Genomic DNA, 23,384 nt, shown 5'->3' with positions numbered 1-23,384 from the left:
TATCAGATCGTGCGCGAGGCGCTGGCAGCGTTGGTGCCGCCGGCGCGCGAGACCGTCGCGCAGTACGCAGCGCTGAACAGGCGCCTGACGAACCAGGGCGGCGGATATGTCGGCCGGTGGCATCACGAGAAGGCTCCGTACCTTGTGGCGCCGATGGAGACGCTCACACGGCTTGATTACCTGACGACGGTCATCGTCGGGCCGGGCCAGTCGGGCAAAACGGAGGTCGCACAAAACTGGATGTTGAAGTCGGTGGCCAACGATCCGGGCGACATGCTCTGGTACATGCAGACCGATCCGGGTCTCGAAGCCTTCGTCAAGAGCCGGATCAACACGCAGATCGATGGCCACCCAGAGATGGCAATGAGCCTCGGCTCGCGCCCGGTCGACGATTCGCTGCATTTCAAGCGCTTTGACGGCATGCGGGTGGAATTCCTCTCAGCATCGCCGAACAACGTGATCAACAAGTCGGCGCCGCGGATCGTCGCGGACGAGGTCGACGCGTATCCCGAATCGATGGGCGATATCAAGGCGCTGCTCGATGTGCGACGGCAGACGTTTGGACGCCAGTCGATGCTGCTCGCGATGAGCCACCCGGACCGCGCGCGAGGCCTGATTCCAGAGCGCGACTGGAGCGCCGGCATCATGGCGATGTATGGCGACAGCGATCGTCGCGTTTGGTACTGGCCATGCCCGCATTGCGGCGTGTGGTCGAGCCCGGTGCCGATCGCAGCGCGGCATATGACGCTTCACTATCCGGAGGATGGGACGCTCGACGAGATCGAGCAAGAGACGCGGCTGCTGTGCCCGGTTAACGGTTGCCTGATTGAGGACCGGCACCGTCGCGCGATGAATCTCGCAGCGTATCGATCGCCATTCGGTGGCTGGATCGGTGATGGTCAGGAGATCTCGCAGGAAGGCACGGTCACCGGCGAGCTCGTCGCACGCAAGAGCGCTGGTTTCTGGATCGTCGGCGCGATGTCACCGTTCATTCTCGGCGGTATCGGGGGCCTCGCACGTGCGAAGGTGAAGGCCGAGCGCGAGCTCGAGGTAAGCGGCGACGATCGTGGCCTTCGTCAGGTAACGGTCAAGCAATTCGGCTTCCCCTACGCGCCGAAGCGTGGGGTCGGCTCTGTTGATGCGAACGTGCTCGCGGAGCGCGCCGAGCCGGACCTCAAGCTCGAGATCGTCCCGCAGGGCGTTCGCTTCATTACTGCGTTCGTCGACGTCCAGATCGCTCACTTCGACTGGCTCATGCGCGGGTGGGGCGTTGGCGGCGAAAACTGGATCATCGATCGCGGCCGTACGCCGGCCGACCCGGCAACGTCGGCCGAGGACTGGGACCAGCTGCTCAAGCTGATTGCGAAGACTTACCCGCTCGACGACGGGAGCGGCCGACACATGCCGATACGCGCGCTGGGATTCGACAGCGGCGGCTCGCCAGGCGTGACGCAACAGGCATACGCGGCATGGATGCGCTGGCGGAAGAAAGAAAAATGCATTCGCCTCATCGGGAAGATCGCGGGGCGCGATGCGTGGACAGTGCTGCCGACGAAAGGCGCGAAGTCCCTCGATGCGCCGAAGCTAATCGTGAATTATCCGGATACCGGGCGTCAGGCTAACAAGGCGGCGGCGCGCGGCGCTGTGCCGGTTGCGCAGTTCAATCCGAATAGCTTCAAGGATGACTTGATGGGCCAGCTGCAGGGCGCGTTGCCCGGCAACTGGTACGTGCACTTTCCGCACGCGCTTCGCTCTCCCGAAGAACCTCACGTTTGGTTCGAGCAGCTGACGGCGGAAGCGCGAGCTAAGAACGGCCGCTGGGAAAAGATCGTGACCAGTCGCCGCAATGAAGCGCTCGACCAGCTGGTCGGCACACACGTTATGGCGCACCTGCACGGCCTGTCGACCATCGACTGGACCAAACCGCCGTCGTGGGCGGCGCCTTGGGATATCAATTCTTCGCTCATCGGTGCGGCACCGAAACAGGCGGCCGCGAGTGCGCCTGAGACCGCGCCGGCGCCGATGCATGACGGCACCACGCCGAAGAATCCGAAATCTGCAGTCCACCGTTTCCGCTAACCCTATGGCCACATCCGATATCAGCTCGCCGTACTACGGCATGACCGACGCGCAGCTGATGGTCGCAATCAACAATGCTCAGGCGGCCCATATCGAGCTGCGCACGGGCAAGAAGGTGGTAACGGTGGCGTATGCGCAGGGCGGTGGTTCGCGCAGCGCGACGTTCCAGCAGACTGACATGGCGAACCTGAGGCTGCTCATTGCGGAGCTGCAGCAGGCTCTCAACCCCGGCGTGCGCATCAGGCGCCGTCGACCGATTACGCCGTACTTCTGATATGGGCAACGAACTTTCGATCGTCGACGCCCAGGGCAACCCATTCCCGCGTCAGCGCGCCGAGTATCCGAACGGCATGCCACTGACGAGCGGCGTGGGCCGCTGGTTCTTCCCCTATCAGGCCGCCGACTGGCAGTCGCAGGAGATGGGCAACTGGTTGCCCTGGATCCGCTCGCCAGACGCAGAGATCACGCAGTTTCGCGACCGCATGGTCGCGCGCGCCCGCGACCAGGTACGCAACGATGGCCGCTCGAGCGGTGCGATCACCCGCATCCTCGATAACACTTGCGGCGCGTCGCTGCGTTTGTCCGCGTCACCGGACTATCGTGCGTTGCGCCTGATCAGCGGAGCTGCATTCGATATCAACTGGGCGAAGGAGTTCGCGAGCGCGGTCGAGGCGCGCTGGCGCCTGTATTCGAATGACCTGAACCGTTACAACGACGTGTCGCGCCAGTTGACCGTCTCACAGCAGCTTCGGCTTGCGCTGCGGCACAAGCTGATCGACGGCGAGGACCTGATCGTCAATCACTGGAAGCCGGAACGCATCGGGCGCGGCGCCGCGCAATACGCGACCTGCTATCTGGTCGTGGATCCGGACCGTTTGTCCAATCCGATGCAGATGGTTGACACGAGGCATCTACGCGGCGGTGTCGAGATCGACGACGACGGCGTGCCGATGGCATATCACATCCGGAAGGCTCACCAGAACGACTGGTACAACGCCGTCGAGTCGATGGAATGGGAGCGCGTGATCGCCGAAGACGATGACGGCTGGCGGCGTGTGATTCATGACTTCGAGCGCGATCGCGCGGGACAGAACCGCGGCATCGGCGTATTCACGCCGGTGCTCGCCCACGCGAAGATGCTCGCTCGCTACTACGGCATCGAACTGCAGGCCGCAGCCCTTGCAGCCTCGATCGGGACGTACATCACGAGCCCATATGACCCGGCCGAGGTGCAGGACGCGATTGGTGAAAATCACGAGCTCAAGTTCTATCAGAGCCTGCGCAAGGAATGGAACGACGAACGGCCGGCGATGTTCAGCGGCGCGCGCGTTCCGGCGCTCGCGCCGGGTGAGGACATCAAGTCTGTAACCTCCGACCATCCGCATAACGGTTTCACAGAGTTCGTGCATGAGATGCAGGGGTGCGTGGCATCGGCGCTCGGCGTGTCGATCGAGCAAGTCACGCAGGACTGGACGCGCACGACGTATTCGAGCGCACGCTCGGGCTTGCTGGAGAGCTGGAAAACGCTGGTACGCCGTCGTCTCGAATTCTCGGCCGGCACCGCGACGCCGATGTACGCGGTCTGGCTGCGCGAAGCCATGGAGAACGACGAGCTGCCGCTCCCAGACGGTGCGCCCGACTTCATCGAGGCAGCGACGGCCTATGCCGGTTGCTCGTGGCTCGGTCCCGCGCGCGGCTGGGTTGACCCGGTCAAGGAACCGCAGGGCTCCATCCTGAAGATGGATGCTGCGCTGACGACGCTCAAGCAGGAAGCCGCTGAACAGGGCTCCGACTGGGAAGAGTTGCTCGACCAGCGCCAGATCGAGATCGCCGAGTTCAAGCGGCGCAACATCCCGCTTCCCGAGTGGGGCGGCGCCGAGATAGCGACGCGCACCGACGAACCTCCCGAAGAGCCCAAGGCAGCATGATCAACTTTCCACACCTCGCGACGCGCCTTTTCAATGTGCCGATCGCGATCCTGCCGCACAAGGCCGAGATCGTGATGGCGGCGCTCGCCGACCGCTTTGGTATCGCGCAGCTCTTCCGCGAAGACGGCACGGCGCTCGCGCTCGCGGACGGTGGCGCGCGCGCGTTCCTCGAGGAGTTCGATGACAGCGAGCCGGCGCAGTATCGACCTTATGACATCGCTGAGGGCGTCGCGCGGATCCCGGTCGAAGGCACGCTCGTGCACAAGCTCGGCATGCTTCACCCGTTCTCAGGCATGACGGGCTATGACGGCATCCGCGCGTTGCTGAGCATGGCGCTGGGCGACGAGGAGGTGCGGGCGATCATGCTGGACATCGATTCGCCTGGCGGCGAGGTCGCTGGATGCTTCGACCTCTGCGATGCGATCTATGCGGCCCGCGGTCAGAAGCCAATCTGGTCGGTGCTGACCGAAAGCGCCTACTCGGCAGCCTATGCGATCGCGAGTGCGACCGATCGGATCATCGTGCCGCGCACGGGCGGCGTGGGCAGCGTCGGCGTGATCTGCATGCACGTCGACATGTCCCAGGCGCTCTCGAAGGCGGGCATCGACGTTACGCTCATTCACTACGGCGCGCGCAAGGCCGACGGCAACGAGTTCAACCCGTTGGCGAAAGATGCGCTCGCGTGCTTCCAGGCGGATGTCGACGCGATGGGCGAAATCTTCGTCCGGACCGTCGCGCGCAACCGCGATCTCAAAATGGCCGCCGTGCGCGATACCGAGGCCGGCACTTTTCTCGGCGCCGCCGGCGTCGAGATCGGCTTCGCCGATGCCGTCATGGCACCCGACGAGGCCTTCGCTTCCCTGCTCGAAGAGCTGGGCTGATTCATCCCACCATCAGGGTAAATCCAATGAGCAATCTGTTTCGAAATCTCGCTGCGCGGGGTGGGTTGAGCTTCGCCCATCTCGGCCGCGGCGCCCGCTCCGAAGACGACCGTCCGAGCGATGACGACGACAGCGGCAAGGGCAAGAAGGGCAAGCGCGCCGCCGATGACGAGGGCCCGGACGAGCAGCAGGACCGCGAGAACGGCGACAGCAAGAAGGGCAAGCGCGCGGAGGGCGGCGAGCAGGACGACGACGATGACGACGACGAAGACGATGACATCGACGACGACAAGGATCCGCCGAAGGATGACAACGACAACGGCAAAGGAAAGCGCGGCAAGAAGGGCAAGCGCGCCGCCGATGACGAGGACGACGAGCGCGCTGAAGAGGATGACGACGACGAAGAGGAGATGCGCGGCAACAGCGCAGCTGCTCGAGCCCGTCGCCGCGAGCGTGCGCGCTGCGCTGCGATCTTCGCGTGCAAGGGCGCCGGCCGCAATACGGAGCTGGCGGCCAATCTCGCCTTCGAGTCGACGATGACGCGCAGCGAGGCAATCGCCGTCCTCGACAAGACGCGAGGCTCGACTGGCGGTGCTCAGGTGCGCCGCAATCCCAGCCTCGGATCCGGCGACGCTCCGCGTATGTCGCAGGAACAGGCGGTCGCTGCGAGCTGGGATGCCGCGTTCCAGAAGGCTGGGTCGAAGCCGCGTCGCGCCAGCTAAACCAGACGCCCGCGCACGCGCAGGCACCGTCCTCTTTTCCCTCAAGGATTGAATCATGACCAATCCCCCCGTCCTTACCCAGACGCCGCTGATCGAGAACTGGCACGCTGGCGGGTTCCTCGTTTCCGAGGCCCGCGGCCACCGTTCACGTGACGTCGGCACCATTGGCGGCGCCACGAAGGTCTATCCAGGCACCGTGCTCGGCCTGCAGACCGGCGGGGTCGCCGCCGCGTGGCCGGGCAACCCGGCGCAGGAAAACAACAACACCGGCAACGGCACGATCGCCATGGCCGGGACGCCACTCGTGGCAGGCGCGCAGCTCGGCATTTACACGGCGGTCGCTACGTCCCCGACGAACTTCGCGGTCAATGACCCGTATGGAAACTTGATCGGCAATGCAACCGCGGCATCGAGCTCGCCTCCCGTATTCAGCAATCAGATCTCGTTTTCGATCACGATCGGTTCGACTCCATTCGTCGCCGGCGATGAGTTCTCGATCGAGGTCGAGGCTATCAACGGCGCCTTCGTGCCGCTGAATCCGTCTGCAAGCGACGGTTCGCAGAACGCTGCAGGCATCGCGTTCGGTTTCACCGATGCGACCAATAACGACGTGCCGGGCACCGTCGTCACGCGTGAATGCGAGATCAACGGCTTCGAGCTCATTTGGCCGAGCGGCGCGACGGCAGCTCAGATCGCCGCGGCGACGTCGCAGCTCACCGCGCTGGGCATCATTACGCGCTGATCGAGACGTCACCACCTGCAGTACTACCCGCAGTAAAAGTCCTTATGGCCGCGCAAGCGGCCATTATTTTTTCTGGAGCCAAATAATGGCCAGCTTGGACGTATTCCATCAGGATCCCTTCACGACCATCCAGCTCACCGCTGCGGTCGACAAGTATCCATTTCAGCCGACGGGGCTCGGCGACCTCGATATCTTCGAGCCGGATCCGATCCGGACCACGGCGCTGGCCGTCGAGCAGCGCCAGGGCAAGCTCATCATTGTGCCGACGACGCCGCGTGGCGCCGAAGGCGTCCAGCGTACGACGGAAAAGCGCCAGGCCCGTTACTTCGATGTACCGCGCCTGATGCATAGCGACACGATCTACGCGAACGAGATCCAGAGCATCCGCCAGTTCGGCACGGAATCGGAGCTCATGCAGGTTCAGGTGGAAGTCGCGCGTCGCATGAATGGCCCGACCGGCATCCTGCGCAATATCGAATACACGTGGGAATTCCATCGTCTCGCGGCCGTGCAGGGCAAGCTGATCGACGCCGACGGTGACGTGCTGTACGACTGGTTCGACGAATTCGGCATTGCGCCGCCCACGCCCGTCCCGTTCGACCTTGCGGCGAACATCGAGTACTCGTTGCGTCCGATCATCAACGGCATCCGCCGGACGATGGCGCGCAAGGCGCAGGGCTCGTTCACGCCCAACACGCGCATCTATGCGCTGTGCGGCGACTCGTTTTACGACGAGTTCGTGAATCACCAGGACGTGATCCGCACGTTCGTGAACTGGTCGGCGGCCGCGGACCTGCGCGATGACAAGCAGGGTGGAGCGTTCGACGCGTTCCCGTTCGCCGGCGTCACTTGGATGAACTACCGCGGCTCGGATGACAACGTGACGATCAAGGTGCCGAACAACGAGGTGCATTTCTTCCCCGTTGGGGCGCCCGGCATTTTCCGCGTCGCATACGCGCCAGGTGAATCGTTCGAGTGGGTGAATACCCCGGGCAAGCCGACGTATGTGATCCCGATCTTCGATCGCGATCGCAACAGCTGGTGGAAGATGGAGGCCTACAGCTACCCACTCCATATTTGTACGCGTCCGGAAGTGCTGCAGAAGGGCGCGGCCTGAGCATGATCGACTTCGACGGCACGCTGAATGCCGCGATCAGCTCGACGCTCGGCGATCAGGTTGCGATCGCCTATCTGCCGCAGGGCGCGAGCACGCCTGTGACGATCCTCGGCATCTTCACGCTGATCACCGACGAGCAGTTCGACGCCGACGGCACGCCCAACGAGAACATCACGGTCGCGACGCTCGGGCTGCAGGTTTCGCAGCTCGCAAAGCCTCCTGCGCAGGGCGATTCGGCGACGATCAGCGGCGTGACGTATGCCGTCGGCAATGTCGATGACGACGGCCTCGGCTGGGCCTATCTGAATCTGAACATCGGATAGCCACATGCCATACCGATCCACGCTCCGCGGCTATGCGGTCGCCGCTCTCCAGGGCTCCGCGACGCTCGCTGGACAGAACGTCTTCGCGTCGGCCGACTGGCCGACTGTCGATCCCGACTATCCCGCGATTCTCGTGCAGTGCTATCGCGAGAAGAAGGAGTCGCGCGCGAAGGGCAGCCAGATCCCGCAGTTCATCGCGACGGCGGTGCTCGCGATAACAGGCCGCGTCAAGGGCACGGGCGCGGCATCTGGCGGCCCTGCTGTGCAGGCCCTCCTCGACCAGTTCGAGGATCAGATCCTGTATGCGGTCACGACCTGCCAGCCGCTGATTTCGGCCATTCAGCGCTTTGCCTGGGTCGACACCGATCAGGAGATCAGTGCGAAAGGCCAGTATCACGCCGGCGAGGTGCGGATGAATTTCGGCCTCGAGTTTCCCGTCGATATCGATCCCTATTCGGATCGCCCAGCTGCCCTGCCGCCACTCGGAGTTCCGCTCGAGCAGGTCGAACTTACGTGGACGGTTCCCGCCGGCACGCCTCAACCCGGGCTGAATATCAGCCTGCCTCAGGAGTAAGACCCATGAAGGTTTATCCGGTACCGGGGCGCCGAGTGCGTGACCCGGTGACGAAGCAATTTCTCACGGCAAGTGGTCTGGATGTTCCCGAAACAGATCTGTTCTGGGCGCGTCGGTTGCGTGATGAAGACGTCACTCTCACGGTGCCGAAGACGGACGAGGCGCCCACCGCGCCGGCGGCTGAACAGGAATCCGCGAGCGCAACGCATGCAGGGGGTGAACAGTCGTGAGCACAATTCCCTTCCAGCAGATTCCGGGCAATCTGCGCGTACCGTTCTTCTTCGCCGAGGTCAATAACCAAAACGCGAACACGGCGTCGCAAAACCAGCGCGCGCTGCTGATCGGCAACATGATCTCGACGGGCGGCGGAGCTGGTACGGCAACGCCGGCCGTGCCGCTGATCTCGCAGGGTCCGGCCGACGCCAACGCGAAGTGCGGCGCCGGCTCGATCATCTCGATCATGACGCAGGCCTATCGGAACAACGACTCGTTCGGTGAGCTCTGGTATCTGCCGCTCGCGGATGACCCGAGCGCCGTCGCCGCTACAGGTTCGATCTCGTTCACGGCTGCTCCGACCGCCACCGGCGTGATCTATCTGTATGTCGCCGGTCAGCGCGTCACGGTAACGGTCACCTCCGCGATGACGACGACGCAGATCGCGTCGGCCGTCGCGGCGGCGATTAACGCGCTCAACACGCTGCCTGTGACCGCGGCCGCCGCGCTGGGCGTCGTCACAGTGACGTCGAAGAACAAATGTCTCGCCGCCAACGACATCGACGTCCGGATGAACTATGGCGGCGTGCGCGCCGGCGAATCGACGCCTGCAGGCCTCACATACACCATCACCGCCATGTCGGGCGGCGCGGTCAATCCGACGATGACGACGGCGCTCGCGAACCTGTCGAGCATGCCGTTCGATTTCATCGCGTGCGCGTTCACCGACTCGACGTCCATGGCCGCGCTCACCGCGTTCCTGAATTTCACGACTGGCCGCTGGAGCTGGCAGTCGATGATTTACGGGCACACGTTCTACGCCTATCGCGGCACGTATGGCGCGATCACGTCGTTCGGGCCCACGCTCAATGATCCGAATGCATCGGTGATGGGTTTCTACGATTCGCCGACGACGTCATGGGAGTGGGCCGCCGCATATGCCGCGCAGGCCGCCGTCAGCATTCGCGCAAACCCGGGCGTGCCGCTGCAAGGCGTCGTGCTGCAGGGCATTCTGCCGCCGCCGATCCAGTCGCAGTTCGCGCTGTCCGAGCAGAATTCGCTGCTTTTCGACGGGATTTCGACGTTCACGGTCGATACGGCGAACCAGGTGCATCTGCAGGCCACGATCACGACGTATCAGCTCAACGCAGAGGGGCAGCCCGACAACAGCTATCTGCAGCTGAACACGATGTTCCTGATCACAGCCGTGATCCGCGCGCTGCAGACGATGGTGACCTCCAAGTATTCGCGCATGATTCTGGTGGCAAACGGCACGCTCTTCGCGCCCGGCTCCCCGATCGTGACGCCGAACGATATCCGGACCGATCTGATCGCGAACTATGGGACGCTCGAGTACCAGGGCCTCGTTCAGGATTCGCAGGCGTTCGCGGAAGGTCTCATCGTTCAGCAGAATGCGAGCAATCCGAACCGCGTCGATATCGGCTATGACCCGACGCTCGTCAACCAGCTGAACATCCTCGCGCTGCTGTTCCAGTTCATGCTCTGAACCCCGGCGGATAGATGGACACGGGCGGCGATGGCCGCCCATTTTCTTTTGAGGAACCGAAATGGCCGATACGACCAATCGCATCGCCGGGACTGCGAAATTCAAGGTGGACGGCGTGCAATACATGCTCGAGGGGAAGCTCGAGTACAGCACCGCACTCGTGAAGCGGGAGACGAAATCCGGTCAGGACACGGTGCATGGCTACGCAGAAACGCCCGTCGCGCCGTATATCGCCGGCACGTTTCGCGCGGCCAGCAACGTCAATACGCAGGCGCTGAACGGCATCACGAACAGCACGGTGTCCTGCGCGCTCGCGAACGGCATCAACGTGATCGGCCGAAACATGTGGCAGGTCGGAGAAGAGATCAAGGTGGACACCACCGAGGGCACTTTCGAACTTCGCTTCGAAGGGCTGCAGGGTTCCGTCGTCGAAGACTAAGGAGAGCAGTTCAATGAGTGATGCAAACGTGTCAGACGCACCCAACTTCACGAAGATGAAGCGGGAAGAACTGCCGCTCGATTTCACGCTGACGCTTCTGAAGCCGATCAAATTCGGTAAGGGCGACAACTCCGAAATCCACACACGGATCGAGCTTCACGAGCCAACCCTTGATCAGTTCGACGAGTTCAGCCAGATGGCCCGCAAGAAGGGCGAGATCACGGCGTTGAAGCATTTCATTGCGGAAGTGTCTGACACGCCATATCCGATCATTGGCCTGATGGGCGGTCGGGACATGATGCTCGCGCAGGAATACCTGCTTGCTTTTTTCAGGGGCTCCCAGACGACTGGCGATACATCGCCCGAGTGACCACACGGTTCTATCGCTGGGGGCCGCGAGAAGCGTGGTCAATGACATGGACAAAGCTGTCGGAATGGATCGTCGATAGTGATCGGATGGTGAGAGAAGCGACCAAGGCGCAGGGCAATGGCAAATAAACTCAATATCGTCATTTCGGCGATCGACAACGCAACGAAGACCATCAACAAGGTCAACCGCTCGTTCGCGAATGCCCTGATGCCTGTGACGCGCCTGAACCGTTCGATCTCGGGCCTCGTGCGCGCGACCGGTGTGCCGAAACTGGCCAAGGGCTTCGTTGGCGTCGGGAAAGCCGCGGCAAATGTTGCCGAGAAGATCGGGAAGATCTTCGCGCCCCTGGCGGCCGTCATTGGCGTCGGATCGATCGCCGGCGTTGCGGCGCTCGCCACCGAGTGGGGCAAGCTCGCGTTGAACGTGACCAATGCGGCCGCGAATATTGGCATGTCGGCGAGTCAACTGATGGGCCTGCAGTCCACCGCGCGCCTCGCAGGCGTGAGCTCCGAGGAGCTCGCTTCGAGCCTGACGTCGCTCGGCAATACGCTCGAGGATGCCCGCTTTGGCCGCAACCAGGGCGCGATGATGCTGATGAACCGTCTCGGCATCGGACTGCACCGGCTGAAGAACGGCTCGGTAGACACGCAACGCGCGATGATGGATCTCGCGGCCGTCATGCAACGCCCGGGCATCAAAGGCAATGCGCAGGTGCAGAGCCTGATCGCCAGCACCTTCGGCGTAAGCGGCCTGCTTCCGCTTTTGCGACAGGGGCCGAAGGCAATCGCCGCATATCAGCAGCAGGTGCGCGCTCTGGGCGGCGAGATGAGTGGTCCGGCGCTCGAGGCGGCTACGCAATTCGAGACGCACCTGCTATTACTCCAGACCGCCGTGGGCGGCCTGAAGAATTCGATCGGCAGTGCGCTGATTCCTGTGCTCCAGCCGCTCGTCGATCAACTGACGGGCTGGATCGCTGCGAATCGCGAGCTCATCGCGACGAAGGTCGCCGAGTACGCGAAGCAGATCGCGGACTGGGTCAAGAAGATCGATTTCAAGAAGGTCTGGCAGGACGTCACGGATACCGTGAAAGGCGTCCTATCGTTCGTCGATGCGATCGGTGGCTGGCAGGTGGCGCTGGCGGGCGTGATTGCGATGATGGGCGCACCGCTGCTCGGCGCGATCGCGCAACTCGGTACCGCGCTCGTGCAGCTCGGCGCGGTGGTATGGGCGAATCCCATTCTTGCCGCGCTAGGCACGATCGGCTTCCTGTCGTACGAGATCTACAAGCACTGGAACGACATCGGCGCGTCGATGGCGAATGCGACGCCCCCGGCGCTTGGGGACGGCACGAACGGGCAGAAGCCCGTCGGACGATGGGGAAAGCTGGGGGACTGGCTGGGTATCAACGGATCGACGTCGGCGCCGGCCGGGAGCGCGCCGCTCGGCATCCGCAGCAACAATCCGCTCAATATCCTCGCGAATGGCACAGAGCGTGTATATGCGGATCCCACGCAGGGTATCGCCGCGGCTGTGTCCAACCTCGAGCGCAATTACCGGCGCCTTTCGATCGCGCAGATTCAGGACAAGTGGACGGGCGGCGCGCGCACGGGCAATACTCCTCAGCAGATCGCAAACTACACCAGGCTCATGACATCGGCGACCGGCCTGCAGGCCGGTGCGGTGCCGGATCTGACGGACCCGAAGATCGTATCGGCCCTGATGGTAGGGATGATCCGTGCGGAGAACGGCCAGATGCCCTATACGCCGGCTCAAATGGGGCAGGCGACGGTGGCCGGGATGCAGCAGGCCGGCGTGGCACCCGGGCAACGCCAGGCTCCGCCCGCTGCGCAGCCCGGCGGTCAGGGGCAGCAGCAGGCGCCCATTGCGCTGGATTTGCACGTGCACGGTTTGCCCGCCGGCGCAGCGGTCACGGTTTCGCCGCGCAACGATTCACTCGGGCCCACGCGCGTCGCTTATTCGATGCCGACGGGGTAATCATGAGCTACTGGACAGATCTGCTGCAGGCGAGCTTCAACGGCGTGCCCTTCGGCGTCTACGTGGAAGGTGGAAAGTTCGGCCGTCGCTGGGCGCGCCACGAATATGCTTTCCGGGATACACCGTGGATGGAAGACACGGGGCGGCGCAGTCGCGAGCATCGCATCACCGGGTTCCTGCTCGAGAACGATCAGGTCTATAACGGCGGCCCAGTCGTCCAGCAAAAGCTGCAGATGATCCAGGCGGTCGAGACGCCGGGGCTTGGGCAGCTCGTGCATCCGACGCTGGGTACGCTGACCGTTGCGTGCGCCGATTGCGAGTTCATTGCGCGCAAGGAAGAAGGCCTCGTTTTCGAGGTCCATTTCGAGTTCGTCGAAAGCGGCCTGCAGCAGTTTCCAGACGTGGCGACGTCCACGCTCGATGCCGTCATGGCAGCCGCATCTTCAGCCGATAGCGGAGCATCAGCGGATTTCGTCACGCGAGCTGAGAGCGCGCTGCAGCAGGGCGCCGCGGTGGTCAAGATGGCAGCCTCGACGGCATCGCTGTGGGCGGCGCAGGCGCAGGGGCTCTCGAATGATGCACGCAACGTCTACAAAACCGTCTATGCGCTCCAAGGCAACTATGGGCGCTTCTTCGGTGGGCGTCTGAATGGCTTTAATCCGAGCGCGGCGCTGCAGTCGGTGCAGCAGGCGAACGTGACGGTCAACTCGCTGCTCGCACAGGGCACTATGCTGCGTGCGACCGTCGCGAATGCAGGCAATACCCTCAACACCATCGCTGGCGAGCTGGGAATATGAGTCAGGCATCCGACCTCGCGAACGCCGCTCAGGCGCTTGCGGCCGCGCTGCTCGCCTCGGCGATTGATCCGGCAGACGGCGTGCGATTGCTGTCGAATCTCGCGAACTTTGAGCCGAACGCGATCACTTCCGCATCTGTCGTCGGTATGTCGATGGCCGCGATGCAGGATGCGTGCGGAGATCTATTTCGACGGGCCGCCGTCGTTGCCCTGTGTCGCGCGGCCGCGAACTATCAGCCAGCATCGACGACAGATGCGGCGAACCTGCAGGCAACTGTCACGCAGCTGCTCGACGTCGAGATCCTCGTCGCTGGCAATCAGGGAGAGGACAACACGTTCACCGCGTTGCGCGCGCTGCGCGCTGCCGTCGTGCAGGATCTGCAGGCGCGCGCGGCCGGGCTGCCGGGCACAATCGTCGTGAACGTGCCCGCGGCACTGCCGGCGCCTGTGCTCGCGCAACGCCTGTATCGCGATCCGACGCGTGCCGCCGAGCTCGTCACAGAATCCGGCGCGCCGCACCCTGCTTTTCTGCCTCCGGGCTTTACTGCACTGTCCTCATGACCGCTTCCGATGACCTCACGCTGGTAGTCGGCGGCAGCCGGCTATCGGGGTGGACACGCGTGCGTGTGAGCAGGGGCGTGGAGCGGTGCCCATCCGATTTCCAGATCGAGATGACGGAAAGGTATCCCGGCCAGCCTTTCGATCTCACGGTCCAGCCGGGCGACGAATGCACCGTCTGGATCGGCAACGACCAAGTCATCACCGGCTATGTCGATCGCGTGTCACCAGCCTACGATCCGATCACGCATTCGATCACCGTCTCCGGTCGGGGAAAGTGTCAGGACCTCGTCGACTGCGCGGCAGAATGGCCGGGCGGACAGATCCTCGGATCGTCGGTACTCGATATCGCCTCGAAGCTCGCCAGCTACTACGGCATCACGGTCAGCTGCGCGGGCGAGCCCGGCGCGTCGATTCCGCAGTTCAACCTGATGCTCGGCGAGACCGCATATGACGTGATTGAGCGTATCTGCCGGTACCGCGCGCTGCTCCCATACGAGGATACCGACGGCAACCTCATCCTCGGTTCGATCGGCACGAGCCAGGCCACGAACGGCTTTACTGAAGGCGTGAACGTCGAGAAGGCGAGGGCGATTTTCTCGATTGACCAGCGCTATTCGGAATACCTCGCATTCCTGCAGTCGGTCGACGTTTTCACGGATGTCGGCAATGGCGGCAATCTATTTGCCACGGTCAAGGATCCGACGGTGCTGCGCCACCGGCGCCGCGTGATCATCGCGGAGGCCGGGGGCGGTGGCCAGGACGTCGCGATTCAGCGCGCGAACTGGGAGTGCGCGCGCCGCTACGGCCGCAGTTTCACGGTGGCACTGACGACCGATAGCTGGCGCGATTCGAGCGGCACGCTCTATACGCCGAATACGCTCGTGCCGCTCGCGCTGCCAACGCTGAAGGTGACTGGCAAGACCTGGGTGATCAGCGATGTGACCTATACGCGCGATGAGAATGGCACGCGCGCGACGATGATGATCATGCCGCCGACCGCCTTCTATCCGGAGCCGATCCTGTTGCAGCCTTTCCCGGCCGATGTGCCGGCGGGGGCAGTCCAATGACCGACGACTATTCCGAACGTCACTATCTGCGCACGATGTTGACGGTGCGCAGGGGCCGCATCTCGCTCGTCAACGACAGTGGGTCGATCCAGAAGCTGCAGCTTGCGCCAAGCGGTCTCGAGACGCGCGACAACATTCCTCGCATGGCGGAGTACGGCCTCGCATCAAATCCCCCGGCGGGCAGCGACGCGATGATCATCAATGTCGGTGGCGATACATCTAATGGCGCAGTGGTGGGCACGAACCATCAGGAGACGCGCCCGACCGGCCTGAAATCCGGAGAGACGATGCTCTATAACGGACCCGCCGGCACGAGCCTCTATCTCGCGAACGGGCAGGTCGTGCTCAATGCGAACGGACAGCCTGTCAATGTAAATGGCGCGACGATCGTGATGATCAGCGCGTCGACGGAAGTGATCTTCGATACGCCGGTCCTTAAATGCACGGGCGATATCGTCGATAACTATGAGACCAACTCGAGCACGCTGAAGCAGCTGCGCGCCGCACATGATGGCCACGATCACGAGGTGGTGGATGTGCAAACGGGTGGCAGCACGATCACGACAACCCCGCCGAATCTCACTGTATGACCGATACAACGACAGTTTGGGATGTCGCCAATGCTCGCGGCGATTGGGCGCTTTCCGGCGTCTCGCTGCTCACCGGCAGTGACCTGCAGACAGCCTACCTGATCAGCATCTTCACCGATCGTGTCGCGCAGCCTGGAGACGTGATTCCCGACGGTACGAACGACGCGCGCGGCTGGATTGGCGACGCCGGCGCGCAATATCCGATCGGCTCCCGGCTCTGGCTACTCGAGCGCTCGACGAAGACCCAGCAGACGATGAACCGGGCCCGCACATATGTGAATGAAGCAGTGCAATGGTTGCTCGACGATGGCGTCGTGGCGAAGCACGACATCACTCTCGCATGGGTGCAGGGCGCGCCGGGTACCTGGGGTATTGGCATCTGGATTCAGGCCTACCGGCCTGACGGGACGAAGTTTCCGCAGTTCAACTGGGTTTGGGGCGAGTTCCAATAATGCCTTTCGCACGACCGACACTCTCACAACTGCAGACGCAGGCCCTGCAGGACATGGCGGCCGCCCTGCAGGGCTCGGATCCGCTATTGCGCTTCGCGAACCTGAATATCACGGGCGTCGCGCTGGCGAACCTTCTCAATCTCGTCTATGGCTACCTTGACTGGATCTCCCAGCAGGCCGTGCCAATCACATCGACCGGCGAACATACGGCCATGTGGGCCGCGTTGAAGAATGTGTTCCAGAAGCCGGCAGAGCAGGCAATTGGCACGGTCTCTTTTCCGGGCGCGAACGGAGTCGATCTGCCGGACGGCACGCCGCTGACGCGAGGTGATGGTGTGGGCTATACGACCACAGCCGACGCGACGGTAAGCGGTGGTGCGGTGACGGCTCCCGCAATCTGCAACGCGGATCCGACTGGGCAAACAGGCGCATTTGGAAATTGTGCGGCTGGCACGACGTTCACGCTTGCCACCGCAATCGATGGCATCCAGTCCAACGGGACCGCGGCTACGGCTTTTACCGGGGGCGCCGATATCGAATCACCGGACAGCCTGATGACACGCATGCTTCAGGCCTACCAGAATCCGCCTCAGGGCGGCGATACGCAGGACTACGTGACCTGGGCACTGGAAGTGCCTGGCGTCACGCGCGCCTGGTGCAATCCGAACGGCTTCGGTGTGGGCACCGTGGTCGTGTTCACGATGTTCGATGTCTCCGAAGCCGCACATGGTGGTTTCCCACAGGGAACCAATGGTGTCGCCAGTGGCGAGACGCGCAGTCCGGACACGGCAACCGGCGACCAGTTGACCGTGGCCAACGCAATTTTCTCCGCGCAGCCTGTAACGGCCCTCGTCTGGTCGTGCGCGCCGATAGCGAACCCGATCAACTTCGTCTTCACGGGGACGGGAGGCTGGAGCGCAGCCACAAAGGCCGCTGTTCAAAGCGCGATCGCGAGCGTCTTTCTTCAGTACGGCGCTCCGGTTATCAATGAGATCCCGCTAGTCGATCTCTCTCTCATTGAATCGGAAATCGCCGCGATCTCTGGCACACAGGGCTTTGTCATGACGTCGCCCGCGGCAAATATCCCGAACATCGTGGGCCAGATCCCCACAATCGGCACGATCAATTATTCGTAGCTGCCATGAACGATGTGCTTGTTTTGCAAGCGCCAGATTTCCTCGCGGCGCTGCTGGCGTGCATGCCGCGGGGAAAGATCTGGCCGAAAGATGCCGACGCGGTGCAGACGCAGGTGCTGCTGGGGCTCGCGACGCCGTTCCAGCAGCATAACGATCGCGCGAACTATCTGCTTGTCGACGCATTTCCGGCGACTGCGGACGAATTGCTACCGCAGTGGGAGGCGACACTCGGGCTTCCGGACCCGTGCGCCGGGGAATCACCGACCTTGCAGGCTCGCAGGCAACAGGTCGTTGCGCGCCTGACGAATTCTGGCGGCCAGTCGGCGGCGTACTTCATCGCGTATGCGCAGTCGCTGGGCTTCGAGGTCACGATCACTCAGTTCACGCCGTTCCGGATGGGGCAGCAAAGGATGGGCTGTCCGCTTGGAACGCAGGACTGGGCTTTCGCGTGGCGCGTGGACGCGCCGGCCAACACGATCACCTACTTCTCATTGGGACAGTCTGCCGTCGGCGAGCCGCTGGCGGTCTGGGGCTCTGACGTTCTCGAATGTGAGCTCCGCAGACTGATTCCTGCTAACACCGTTTTGACTTTCGCATATGGCACACCGGGGGCGCTGGATAGCACCTTCGTGCTTGGCGAATCTTCACTCTCCTGAAGTACTGCTTAGGAAATGACGATGAAATCACTCCTGCGTGTGATCTTTTTTGCACTCGCGCTCGTTGCATTTCCGGCTTTCGCCCAGTTCACACCGGGGGTGGTACTGACGGCCGCGCAACTGAATAACCAGTTTGCACTTTATGTGCGGCTCGCCGGTGGAACACTTACCGGCTCGCTGACCGTGCCGGGCCTGACGGTTACTGGCGGATTGACCGCGACCGGTCTCGTGACGACAGCGGACCTTGCCGCGCAAGCTGCCAATACTGTGCTCGCGAATGCGACGTCATCCTCCGCATCACCAGCAGCATTCACGATGCCGAGCTGCAGTTCGTCCTCGAGCGCCCTACAGTGGACGGCTGGTAGTGGCTTCACCTGCGGCACGGTCGCCTCGGCCGGCGCGAATGGCAATATCACGTCTCTGACCGGCCTGACGACGGCTCTGTCCGTGGCGCAGGGCGGCATGGGCGCAACGTCACAGACTGCGCATGCGCCGCTCATCGGAGAGGGTACGGGCGCCGTGTCGTCTTCACCTGGAGCGGGCACGTCGGGTCAATTCTTCCAGTCACAAGGGGCGAGCGCCGATCCGGTCTGGGGCTACCCGACCAGCTATTACAACGTCTTCAATTCGATGACGCCGACGCAGGTAGTCGACGTGCTGACGTGCGGCTATACTCAGGACGTCAAGTCGGTCATCCAGACTGCACTGAATACTTACGGTGCGATCTTTCTGCCGAAAGGCTGCTATCGCACGAGCGGGCCAATCGATAACACTGCTGGTGTGATGGTGGGGGCAGGCGCTCACCAGTCCTTCATCACTAGCTATGATTCGACTGCGGCAGATAGCGTAATCACTGCTGGTGGCGCTGCAGTGATCCGCGATCTTGGCATCGGCTTTAATTCCTCGATCATCACTGGCTCCGAAACGCAGGGACAGCGCAACGGTATTCAAACCTATTCGCCAGTATCGTCGCTAGCATTGCAGCGCGGCGGCCGTATCGAGAATGTGCTCATCAGCTATGTTGGTACGGGCCTGTACAACCCTACCGCGTCTGCCGATAGCATGTTTTCGGCGCACGTGATGAACCTCGAGGTGAATGGATATTCGTACCGTGGGCTTGACATCGAAGGGGCTACGCAGACCGGCTCGGTGTTCTCGAACCTCTATGTCACGAATTACAACGGTTCGTATCTGTTCACGTCGAGCGCAGATGCTGGTGCGGTATTCGGGCAATGTTCAAGCACGGGTACGGTTTCCGGTGCGGACATCTCAGAACTGTCGCTCGACCAGCTCAACATCGAATGGTCGACGGTTGCTAACGCGGTGCGTTTCTGCGGCGTGACAGGGGTATCTGCCGGAACTGTTCACCTAGAAGAGATCACCCTTCGAACCGGCTTTTCTGGTTTGATTGATTGGCGAAACTCGAGCGGCCGGATCGGTTCCCTGAGCGTCTATTACGCGCCGATCAAGGCAGCCGGATGGTATGTTGCGCGGCTATGGGACTCCGCCAACCTCACCGGTAGCGTTTCGAGCCTCAATAACCAAGCAATGCTGGACATTGGGGTGCTCAATCTGCACGGCCTCAACGATGGTCCGCAGGTTACGTCCGGTAATGGTCTCTCTGGCGTTAGCAACTTCTACATACTCGATCGCGAGACGTCAGCAGTTGGCCCCTATGTGGTTCGCATAGGTGCGTATGTGTGGCAGTCGTACCAGAGCGACAGTTCGGTTTATTCGAGCGCGCCGAATGACCCTCACTCGATGCTGCTGATCATCCCAACGCCATCCGGATTCAACTATCCTCCCGTGGCGTCGAGTTGCGGGACTAGCCCGACCGTGGCAGCCGGCTCAACGATCTATTCCGGATCGGTCACTGTCGGCACGAGCGGAACGGCCTGCACCCTGACATTCGCGGGAGCCGGCTTTTCCAATCAGGCTCGCGGTGTTGTTGTGGACAACGCAGGAGGCAGTACACCTCCATACACGGTCAGCAAGACCAGCATCACGATCAGCACCGCAACTGCTGGCCACACCTATTCCTATTCCATCTCGGGTAATTGATGACTTGCGCGCGGGCGCCTTGCACTCAAGAAGGCGTCCGCGATCCTGCTCGACCATCTTTGTGCCCCGCCATCAATTGCGCTGTATGCAAGATGCGAGATCAGGATCGTGACTGCGAAAGTCACCACAAAGCCGATGGCGGCGAACTGGCGGGGATGTCCGTACTCCGGTCCCAGACTCAGAATATGCGAGCCTACGCTTAGCATCACCACAGCATGGAGCGCATACATCGCGAAAGAAAGCTTTCCCAGATAAGCGATTGGACGGGACGAAAGAACGCGTGATGCATTGGGCGACGCCAGGACCGACGACACCAGCAGCACCGATGCGACTGCGTGGCATATCACATCGAAGTCAATCCCGGTGAAGTGCAGATAAGGTGCGGCCCACAAAGCCTCGGGTGTCCAAATATTCTCAGAACCGAGAATGAGAGCGACAAAGATGCCCCATGCCGGAATCCTCAGGGATGGGTAGCGCAGCAGGACTGCTCCTGCGAGAAACAGGGCGTAGTACACGCCAAAGTTTCCGCACAGGTAGCAGAGGCCGAAAGTAGCCGCGACGCACACCATCCAGAAGTTGCGGTTGCTGTAGAAGAGCGCAGCGACCGCAAACAGCAGAAGCGAACCGAAGAGTTCGACGCGCATCGTCCAGAGCGGGAAGTTATACAGATCGTCGCCGGTGAAAGCGCCGATCAGACCGACCCGGATGGAATGCGAGAGCAGAAGCCGATCAGGATAGTACTGTGCGAGCCAGGAATGTCCGCCAATGGCTTTAGCCGCTTCGACGTTATGGAAGCCAATTGAATTCGATACTGCCCATGCCAATAGAACAGAGAATAGCGCCATCGGCATAAGCCTGAAATAGCGCTTCACTGCTGCCTTCGATAGCTGGTCGATGTCGTTCGATCGATTGAATCCGAGCAAGAGCACGTATCCGCTCAGCACGAAGAAAACCGATACCGGGAAATTTCCGTCAATCAGGCGCCGGTAAAAGCGCCACATCAGGGATGCTTGGCTATACGCCCCTGTGGATGAAGTCGCCGTGCCGACGAATGCATCCATGTGTGACAGGATCACCCAGATACAGGCTAGACCGCGAAGGCCATCAAGTGATGCGTTATGTGTCGTATTTTTATTCTGCATGGTCTATCAGGACGTTTCTTATTGCTTTGTGCGCTTGATCCACATTGCCAACTCGCTGACTCCCCATATGGCGAGAAATATCCATGCGACAGTGATGTTTCGATCTGGCATTGGGAATCCGACCCTCGACGCGGCAATCGTAAGCGCAGATAGTGCCGCTGCGAAGCGCATCAGGCCGTTGGCCAGCTTATGCGAACTGGTTTCGTCTGCCATATAAAAGGAAATTGTAAGAATATGCCAAGGAAGGCAAGAAGTATCTCATATCCGCAAGGCGGATTTTCACGGTAACGAGGCCGCCCGCGGGGCGGCTTTGCTTTTTTGGGCCCGCAGATGCGGGCCTTCCTATTTATGTGGAGCGTGAATGTTCCAGACTGACCAACCCTCTGCCGCGAGTTCGCTTCCGGCCCCAGCTGTCGCAGGCACGCAAGGATTCTTCACGAATGGCAATCCGGTGAGCGGCATCCCGGCAACAATCCTCGATGCCGATTTCATGAACATGTTGATGATGGAGCTCATCAACATCGTCGAAGCCGCAGGGCTTACTCCGAGCAAGACGGCATACAACCAGGTGCTGACGGCAATTCGGGCGCTGAAGGGGTACGGCGATCTTCTGAGCGTCAATATGTACGCGACGCAGGGGTCCGTGATTTTCACGCCTTCCACGCCAAATTCATTGATCTATACGCGAGCAATGGGCGGTGGCGCAGCCGGTGGCAGCACGCCTGCAACAGGTGCCGGTCAATATGCGATCGCCAGCGGAGGCTCGACCGGCGCGTATGCGGAAGGTATCTATCAACTGACGAGCGCCGCCCCCATCCCCATCACGATTGGTGCGGGAGGCGTTACTGCTGCCGGCGCTGCTGGCGGCAACGGTGGTACCACTTCCATCGGGTCTTTGATTACCTGCCCCGGCGGCGTGGGCGGATCGACGAGTGGCTTGCAAAGCACGAGCATCCCATGGACTACCGGGACAACGCTCGCGCCAGTGGCAACCGGCGGCAACATCTGCAACTCGCAGGGATGGCCTGGATCGTTCGGCATGGCGATACAGGTTAGCGCTGGAACTGCCGGCCTGGTCGCCGGTGGTGGCGGCCCTTCGCCACTCGGTAACAGCATTGCAGCTACGCAGGGTCCCCCTGGGACAGGAGGCATCGCGGGCATCCTCGGCGGCGGTGGCCGCGGCGCTGCACAAGGGCCATCGAGCCCGCTTGTAGGCGGCGGGAACGGCGGCGCCGGTTGGGGGCTGATCTTTGAATTCGGGAGCAAATAACCCATGAAGCTATACGCACATGTCGTCGGCGGCTCAGTGATTGAGCCACTTATCGCATCGGCTTATTGGGACGCCGACGATCCGAGCGGAAATTTCAAGAAAGGCGACGAGATTCCAGTAGCGCAGCGTTTCACGGCCGCATTCGTCGCGAATCTGATCGATGTGACCGCAATCAGCCCCCAGCCGCAACAGGGATGGGTGACGGCCGACGGCGGCAAATCATTCGCGGCGCCAGTGGCAGCGCCGCCTTCCGCAGAGCAGATCGCGGCCACCAACACCGCAATGCGCGACAGCCTGATGCAGGTGGCGAACAATGCAACATTTGGCATCGCTGATGCCTACGCCGCAGGCCTTCTCGATACTTCGGACAGCCAGACCTTCAAAGCATGGGCGGCATACAAGCTGGCGCTGTCGAAAGTCGATCTGACGACAGCGAACCCATCCTGGCCAACGCAGCCAGTGATTTCCGTTCAGGCCGGATAGTTCGCCGGGTGCGCAGCCCTATTTCGCCTTGCAACTGCTCTAGCGAGACGAATGGATGGCTGCTCGATATAGCGATTGAATAGTGCCGCGAAACCGATTGCCAACACAATCGCGATCAGAGCAGTTGCAATGCCACCGATTCGAGGAAACAAGAGAATAAGGCAGGCATGCAGGATGGGCGTGTGGGTCAGATACAGACTATAGGAGATCTTGCCGAACCATTTCCCAATATTGAATAACGCTCCATGGGCGAGATCAAGTGAGAGAGCAATCACGATCA

At 61.9% G+C, this 23,384-nt stretch carries 25 protein-coding genes and 1 pseudogene; 24 read left to right on the top strand and 2 right to left on the bottom strand.

All coding sequences use genetic code 11. The annotated features are described in order from the left end of the window. Positions 1 to 9: 9 nt before the first annotated feature. From EYW47_RS14955 to EYW47_RS14850, 22 genes are all read left to right on the top strand, one after another. Positions 10 to 2,079: a terminase gpA endonuclease subunit gene (locus tag EYW47_RS14955; protein ID WP_240763702.1), complete on the top strand. Its 2,070-nt coding sequence runs from the start codon at positions 10 to 12 to the stop codon at positions 2,077 to 2,079. A gap of 4 nt (positions 2,080 to 2,083) precedes the next feature. Next, positions 2,084 to 2,353: a gpW family head-tail joining protein gene (gene gpW, locus EYW47_RS14950; RefSeq protein ID WP_133195599.1), complete on the top strand. Its 270-nt coding sequence runs from the start codon at positions 2,084 to 2,086 to the stop codon at positions 2,351 to 2,353. 1 nt (position 2,354) lies between these two features. Continuing rightward, positions 2,355 to 4,007, top strand: a complete 1,653-nt coding sequence (locus tag EYW47_RS14945; RefSeq protein WP_133195598.1) for a phage portal protein — start codon at positions 2,355 to 2,357, stop codon at positions 4,005 to 4,007. Next, positions 4,004 to 4,888, top strand: a complete 885-nt coding sequence (locus tag EYW47_RS14940; RefSeq protein ID WP_133195597.1) for a S49 family peptidase — start codon at positions 4,004 to 4,006, stop codon at positions 4,886 to 4,888. The genes EYW47_RS14945 and EYW47_RS14940 overlap by 4 nt, the downstream gene beginning before the upstream one ends. A 26-nt stretch (positions 4,889 to 4,914) precedes the next feature. Next, positions 4,915 to 5,610, top strand: coding sequence for a hypothetical protein (locus tag EYW47_RS40895; protein WP_165976557.1), 696 nt, complete (start codon positions 4,915 to 4,917; stop codon positions 5,608 to 5,610). 55 nt (positions 5,611 to 5,665) lie between these two features. Next, positions 5,666 to 6,352, top strand: a complete 687-nt coding sequence (locus EYW47_RS14925) for a head decoration protein (protein WP_133195594.1) — start codon at positions 5,666 to 5,668, stop codon at positions 6,350 to 6,352. An 85-nt stretch (positions 6,353 to 6,437) separates the two neighbouring features. Next, positions 6,438 to 7,469, top strand: a complete 1,032-nt coding sequence (locus EYW47_RS14920; protein WP_133195593.1) for a major capsid protein — start codon at positions 6,438 to 6,440, stop codon at positions 7,467 to 7,469. Between the two features lie 2 nt (positions 7,470 to 7,471). Next, positions 7,472 to 7,792 (top strand): head-tail joining protein, encoded by a 321-nt coding sequence (locus EYW47_RS14915; protein ID WP_133195592.1) that lies wholly within the window; start codon positions 7,472 to 7,474, stop codon positions 7,790 to 7,792. A 4-nt stretch (positions 7,793 to 7,796) separates the two neighbouring features. Continuing rightward, positions 7,797 to 8,366: a hypothetical protein gene (locus EYW47_RS14910; protein ID WP_133195591.1), complete on the top strand. Its 570-nt coding sequence runs from the start codon at positions 7,797 to 7,799 to the stop codon at positions 8,364 to 8,366. Positions 8,367 to 8,371: 5 nt separating this feature from the next. Beyond that, positions 8,372 to 8,596, top strand: a complete 225-nt coding sequence (locus EYW47_RS14905; protein WP_133195590.1) for a DUF2635 domain-containing protein — start codon at positions 8,372 to 8,374, stop codon at positions 8,594 to 8,596. After that, positions 8,593 to 10,086 carry a phage tail sheath subtilisin-like domain-containing protein gene (locus tag EYW47_RS14900; protein WP_205710074.1) on the top strand — a complete coding sequence of 498 codons (1,494 nt, stop codon included), beginning with the start codon at positions 8,593 to 8,595 and terminating at the stop codon, positions 10,084 to 10,086. The genes EYW47_RS14905 and EYW47_RS14900 overlap by 4 nt, the downstream gene beginning before the upstream one ends. A gap of 61 nt (positions 10,087 to 10,147) precedes the next feature. Further along, on the top strand, positions 10,148 to 10,525 hold the full coding sequence (locus EYW47_RS14895; RefSeq protein WP_133195589.1) for a phage tail tube protein: 378 nt from the start codon (positions 10,148 to 10,150) through the stop codon (positions 10,523 to 10,525). A 13-nt stretch (positions 10,526 to 10,538) separates the two neighbouring features. Then, positions 10,539 to 10,895 carry a phage tail assembly protein gene (locus EYW47_RS14890; RefSeq protein WP_133195588.1) on the top strand — a complete coding sequence of 119 codons (357 nt, stop codon included), beginning with the start codon at positions 10,539 to 10,541 and terminating at the stop codon, positions 10,893 to 10,895. Positions 10,896 to 11,012: 117 nt separating this feature from the next. Further along, entirely contained in the window at positions 11,013 to 12,890 is a 1,878-nt protein-coding gene (locus tag EYW47_RS40890) for a phage tail tape measure protein (RefSeq protein WP_165976568.1), read from the top strand. 2 nt (positions 12,891 to 12,892) lie between these two features. Next, the gene (locus EYW47_RS40885) at positions 12,893 to 13,687 is read left to right on the top strand and encodes a DNA circularization N-terminal domain-containing protein (RefSeq protein ID WP_165976567.1); all 795 of its coding nucleotides are present in this window, start codon (positions 12,893 to 12,895) and stop codon (positions 13,685 to 13,687) included. Beyond that, positions 13,684 to 14,247, top strand: coding sequence for a hypothetical protein (locus EYW47_RS14880; RefSeq protein ID WP_133195587.1), 564 nt, complete (start codon positions 13,684 to 13,686; stop codon positions 14,245 to 14,247). Before EYW47_RS40885 ends, EYW47_RS14880 begins: the two co-directional genes overlap by 4 nt. Further along, positions 14,244 to 15,314: a phage baseplate assembly protein gene (locus EYW47_RS14875; RefSeq protein WP_133195586.1), complete on the top strand. Its 1,071-nt coding sequence runs from the start codon at positions 14,244 to 14,246 to the stop codon at positions 15,312 to 15,314. The genes EYW47_RS14880 and EYW47_RS14875 overlap by 4 nt, the downstream gene beginning before the upstream one ends. Further along, a complete protein-coding gene (locus tag EYW47_RS14870) occupies positions 15,311 to 15,904 on the top strand; it encodes a phage baseplate assembly protein V (protein ID WP_133195585.1) in 594 nt (197 codons plus the stop codon). The genes EYW47_RS14875 and EYW47_RS14870 overlap by 4 nt, the downstream gene beginning before the upstream one ends. Beyond that, positions 15,901 to 16,356 (top strand): phage GP46 family protein, encoded by a 456-nt coding sequence (locus EYW47_RS14865; RefSeq protein ID WP_133195584.1) that lies wholly within the window; start codon positions 15,901 to 15,903, stop codon positions 16,354 to 16,356. Before EYW47_RS14870 ends, EYW47_RS14865 begins: the two co-directional genes overlap by 4 nt. Further along, positions 16,356 to 17,492 (top strand): baseplate J/gp47 family protein, encoded by a 1,137-nt coding sequence (locus EYW47_RS14860; protein WP_133195583.1) that lies wholly within the window; start codon positions 16,356 to 16,358, stop codon positions 17,490 to 17,492. The genes EYW47_RS14865 and EYW47_RS14860 overlap by 1 nt, the downstream gene beginning before the upstream one ends. A gap of 5 nt (positions 17,493 to 17,497) precedes the next feature. Continuing rightward, positions 17,498 to 18,148, top strand: a complete 651-nt coding sequence (locus EYW47_RS14855; protein ID WP_133195582.1) for a YmfQ family protein — start codon at positions 17,498 to 17,500, stop codon at positions 18,146 to 18,148. A gap of 21 nt (positions 18,149 to 18,169) precedes the next feature. After that, positions 18,170 to 20,209, top strand: coding sequence for a hypothetical protein (locus EYW47_RS14850; RefSeq protein ID WP_133195581.1), 2,040 nt, complete (start codon positions 18,170 to 18,172; stop codon positions 20,207 to 20,209). Here the strand turns inward: EYW47_RS14850 and EYW47_RS14845 are convergent. Beyond that, positions 20,188 to 21,351 (bottom strand): acyltransferase family protein, encoded by a 1,164-nt coding sequence (locus tag EYW47_RS14845; RefSeq protein ID WP_133195580.1) that lies wholly within the window; start codon positions 21,349 to 21,351, stop codon positions 20,188 to 20,190. The two genes, EYW47_RS14850 and EYW47_RS14845, sit on opposite strands and share 22 nt — an antisense overlap. Before the next feature lie 361 nt (positions 21,352 to 21,712). Here EYW47_RS14845 and EYW47_RS14840 point away from each other — a divergent pair, with 361 nt between their 5' ends. Next, positions 21,713 to 22,621, top strand: a complete 909-nt coding sequence (locus tag EYW47_RS14840; protein ID WP_133195579.1) for a hypothetical protein — start codon at positions 21,713 to 21,715, stop codon at positions 22,619 to 22,621. Positions 22,622 to 22,624: 3 nt separating this feature from the next. After that, entirely contained in the window at positions 22,625 to 23,104 is a 480-nt protein-coding gene (locus tag EYW47_RS14835; protein WP_133195578.1) for a tail fiber assembly protein, read from the top strand. Here EYW47_RS14835 and EYW47_RS41355 read toward each other — a convergent pair. After that, positions 23,092 to 23,384, bottom strand: a pseudogene (locus tag EYW47_RS41355) (hypothetical protein); the annotation flags it as partial. The gene EYW47_RS14835 and the pseudogene EYW47_RS41355 sit on opposite strands and share 13 nt — an antisense overlap.

Origin of the sequence: Paraburkholderia silviterrae (assembly GCF_004353915.1) — a bacterium.
Lineage (GTDB): Bacteria > Pseudomonadota > Gammaproteobacteria > Burkholderiales > Burkholderiaceae > Paraburkholderia > Paraburkholderia silviterrae.
This window is presented reverse-complemented; position numbering and strand designations above follow the sequence as displayed.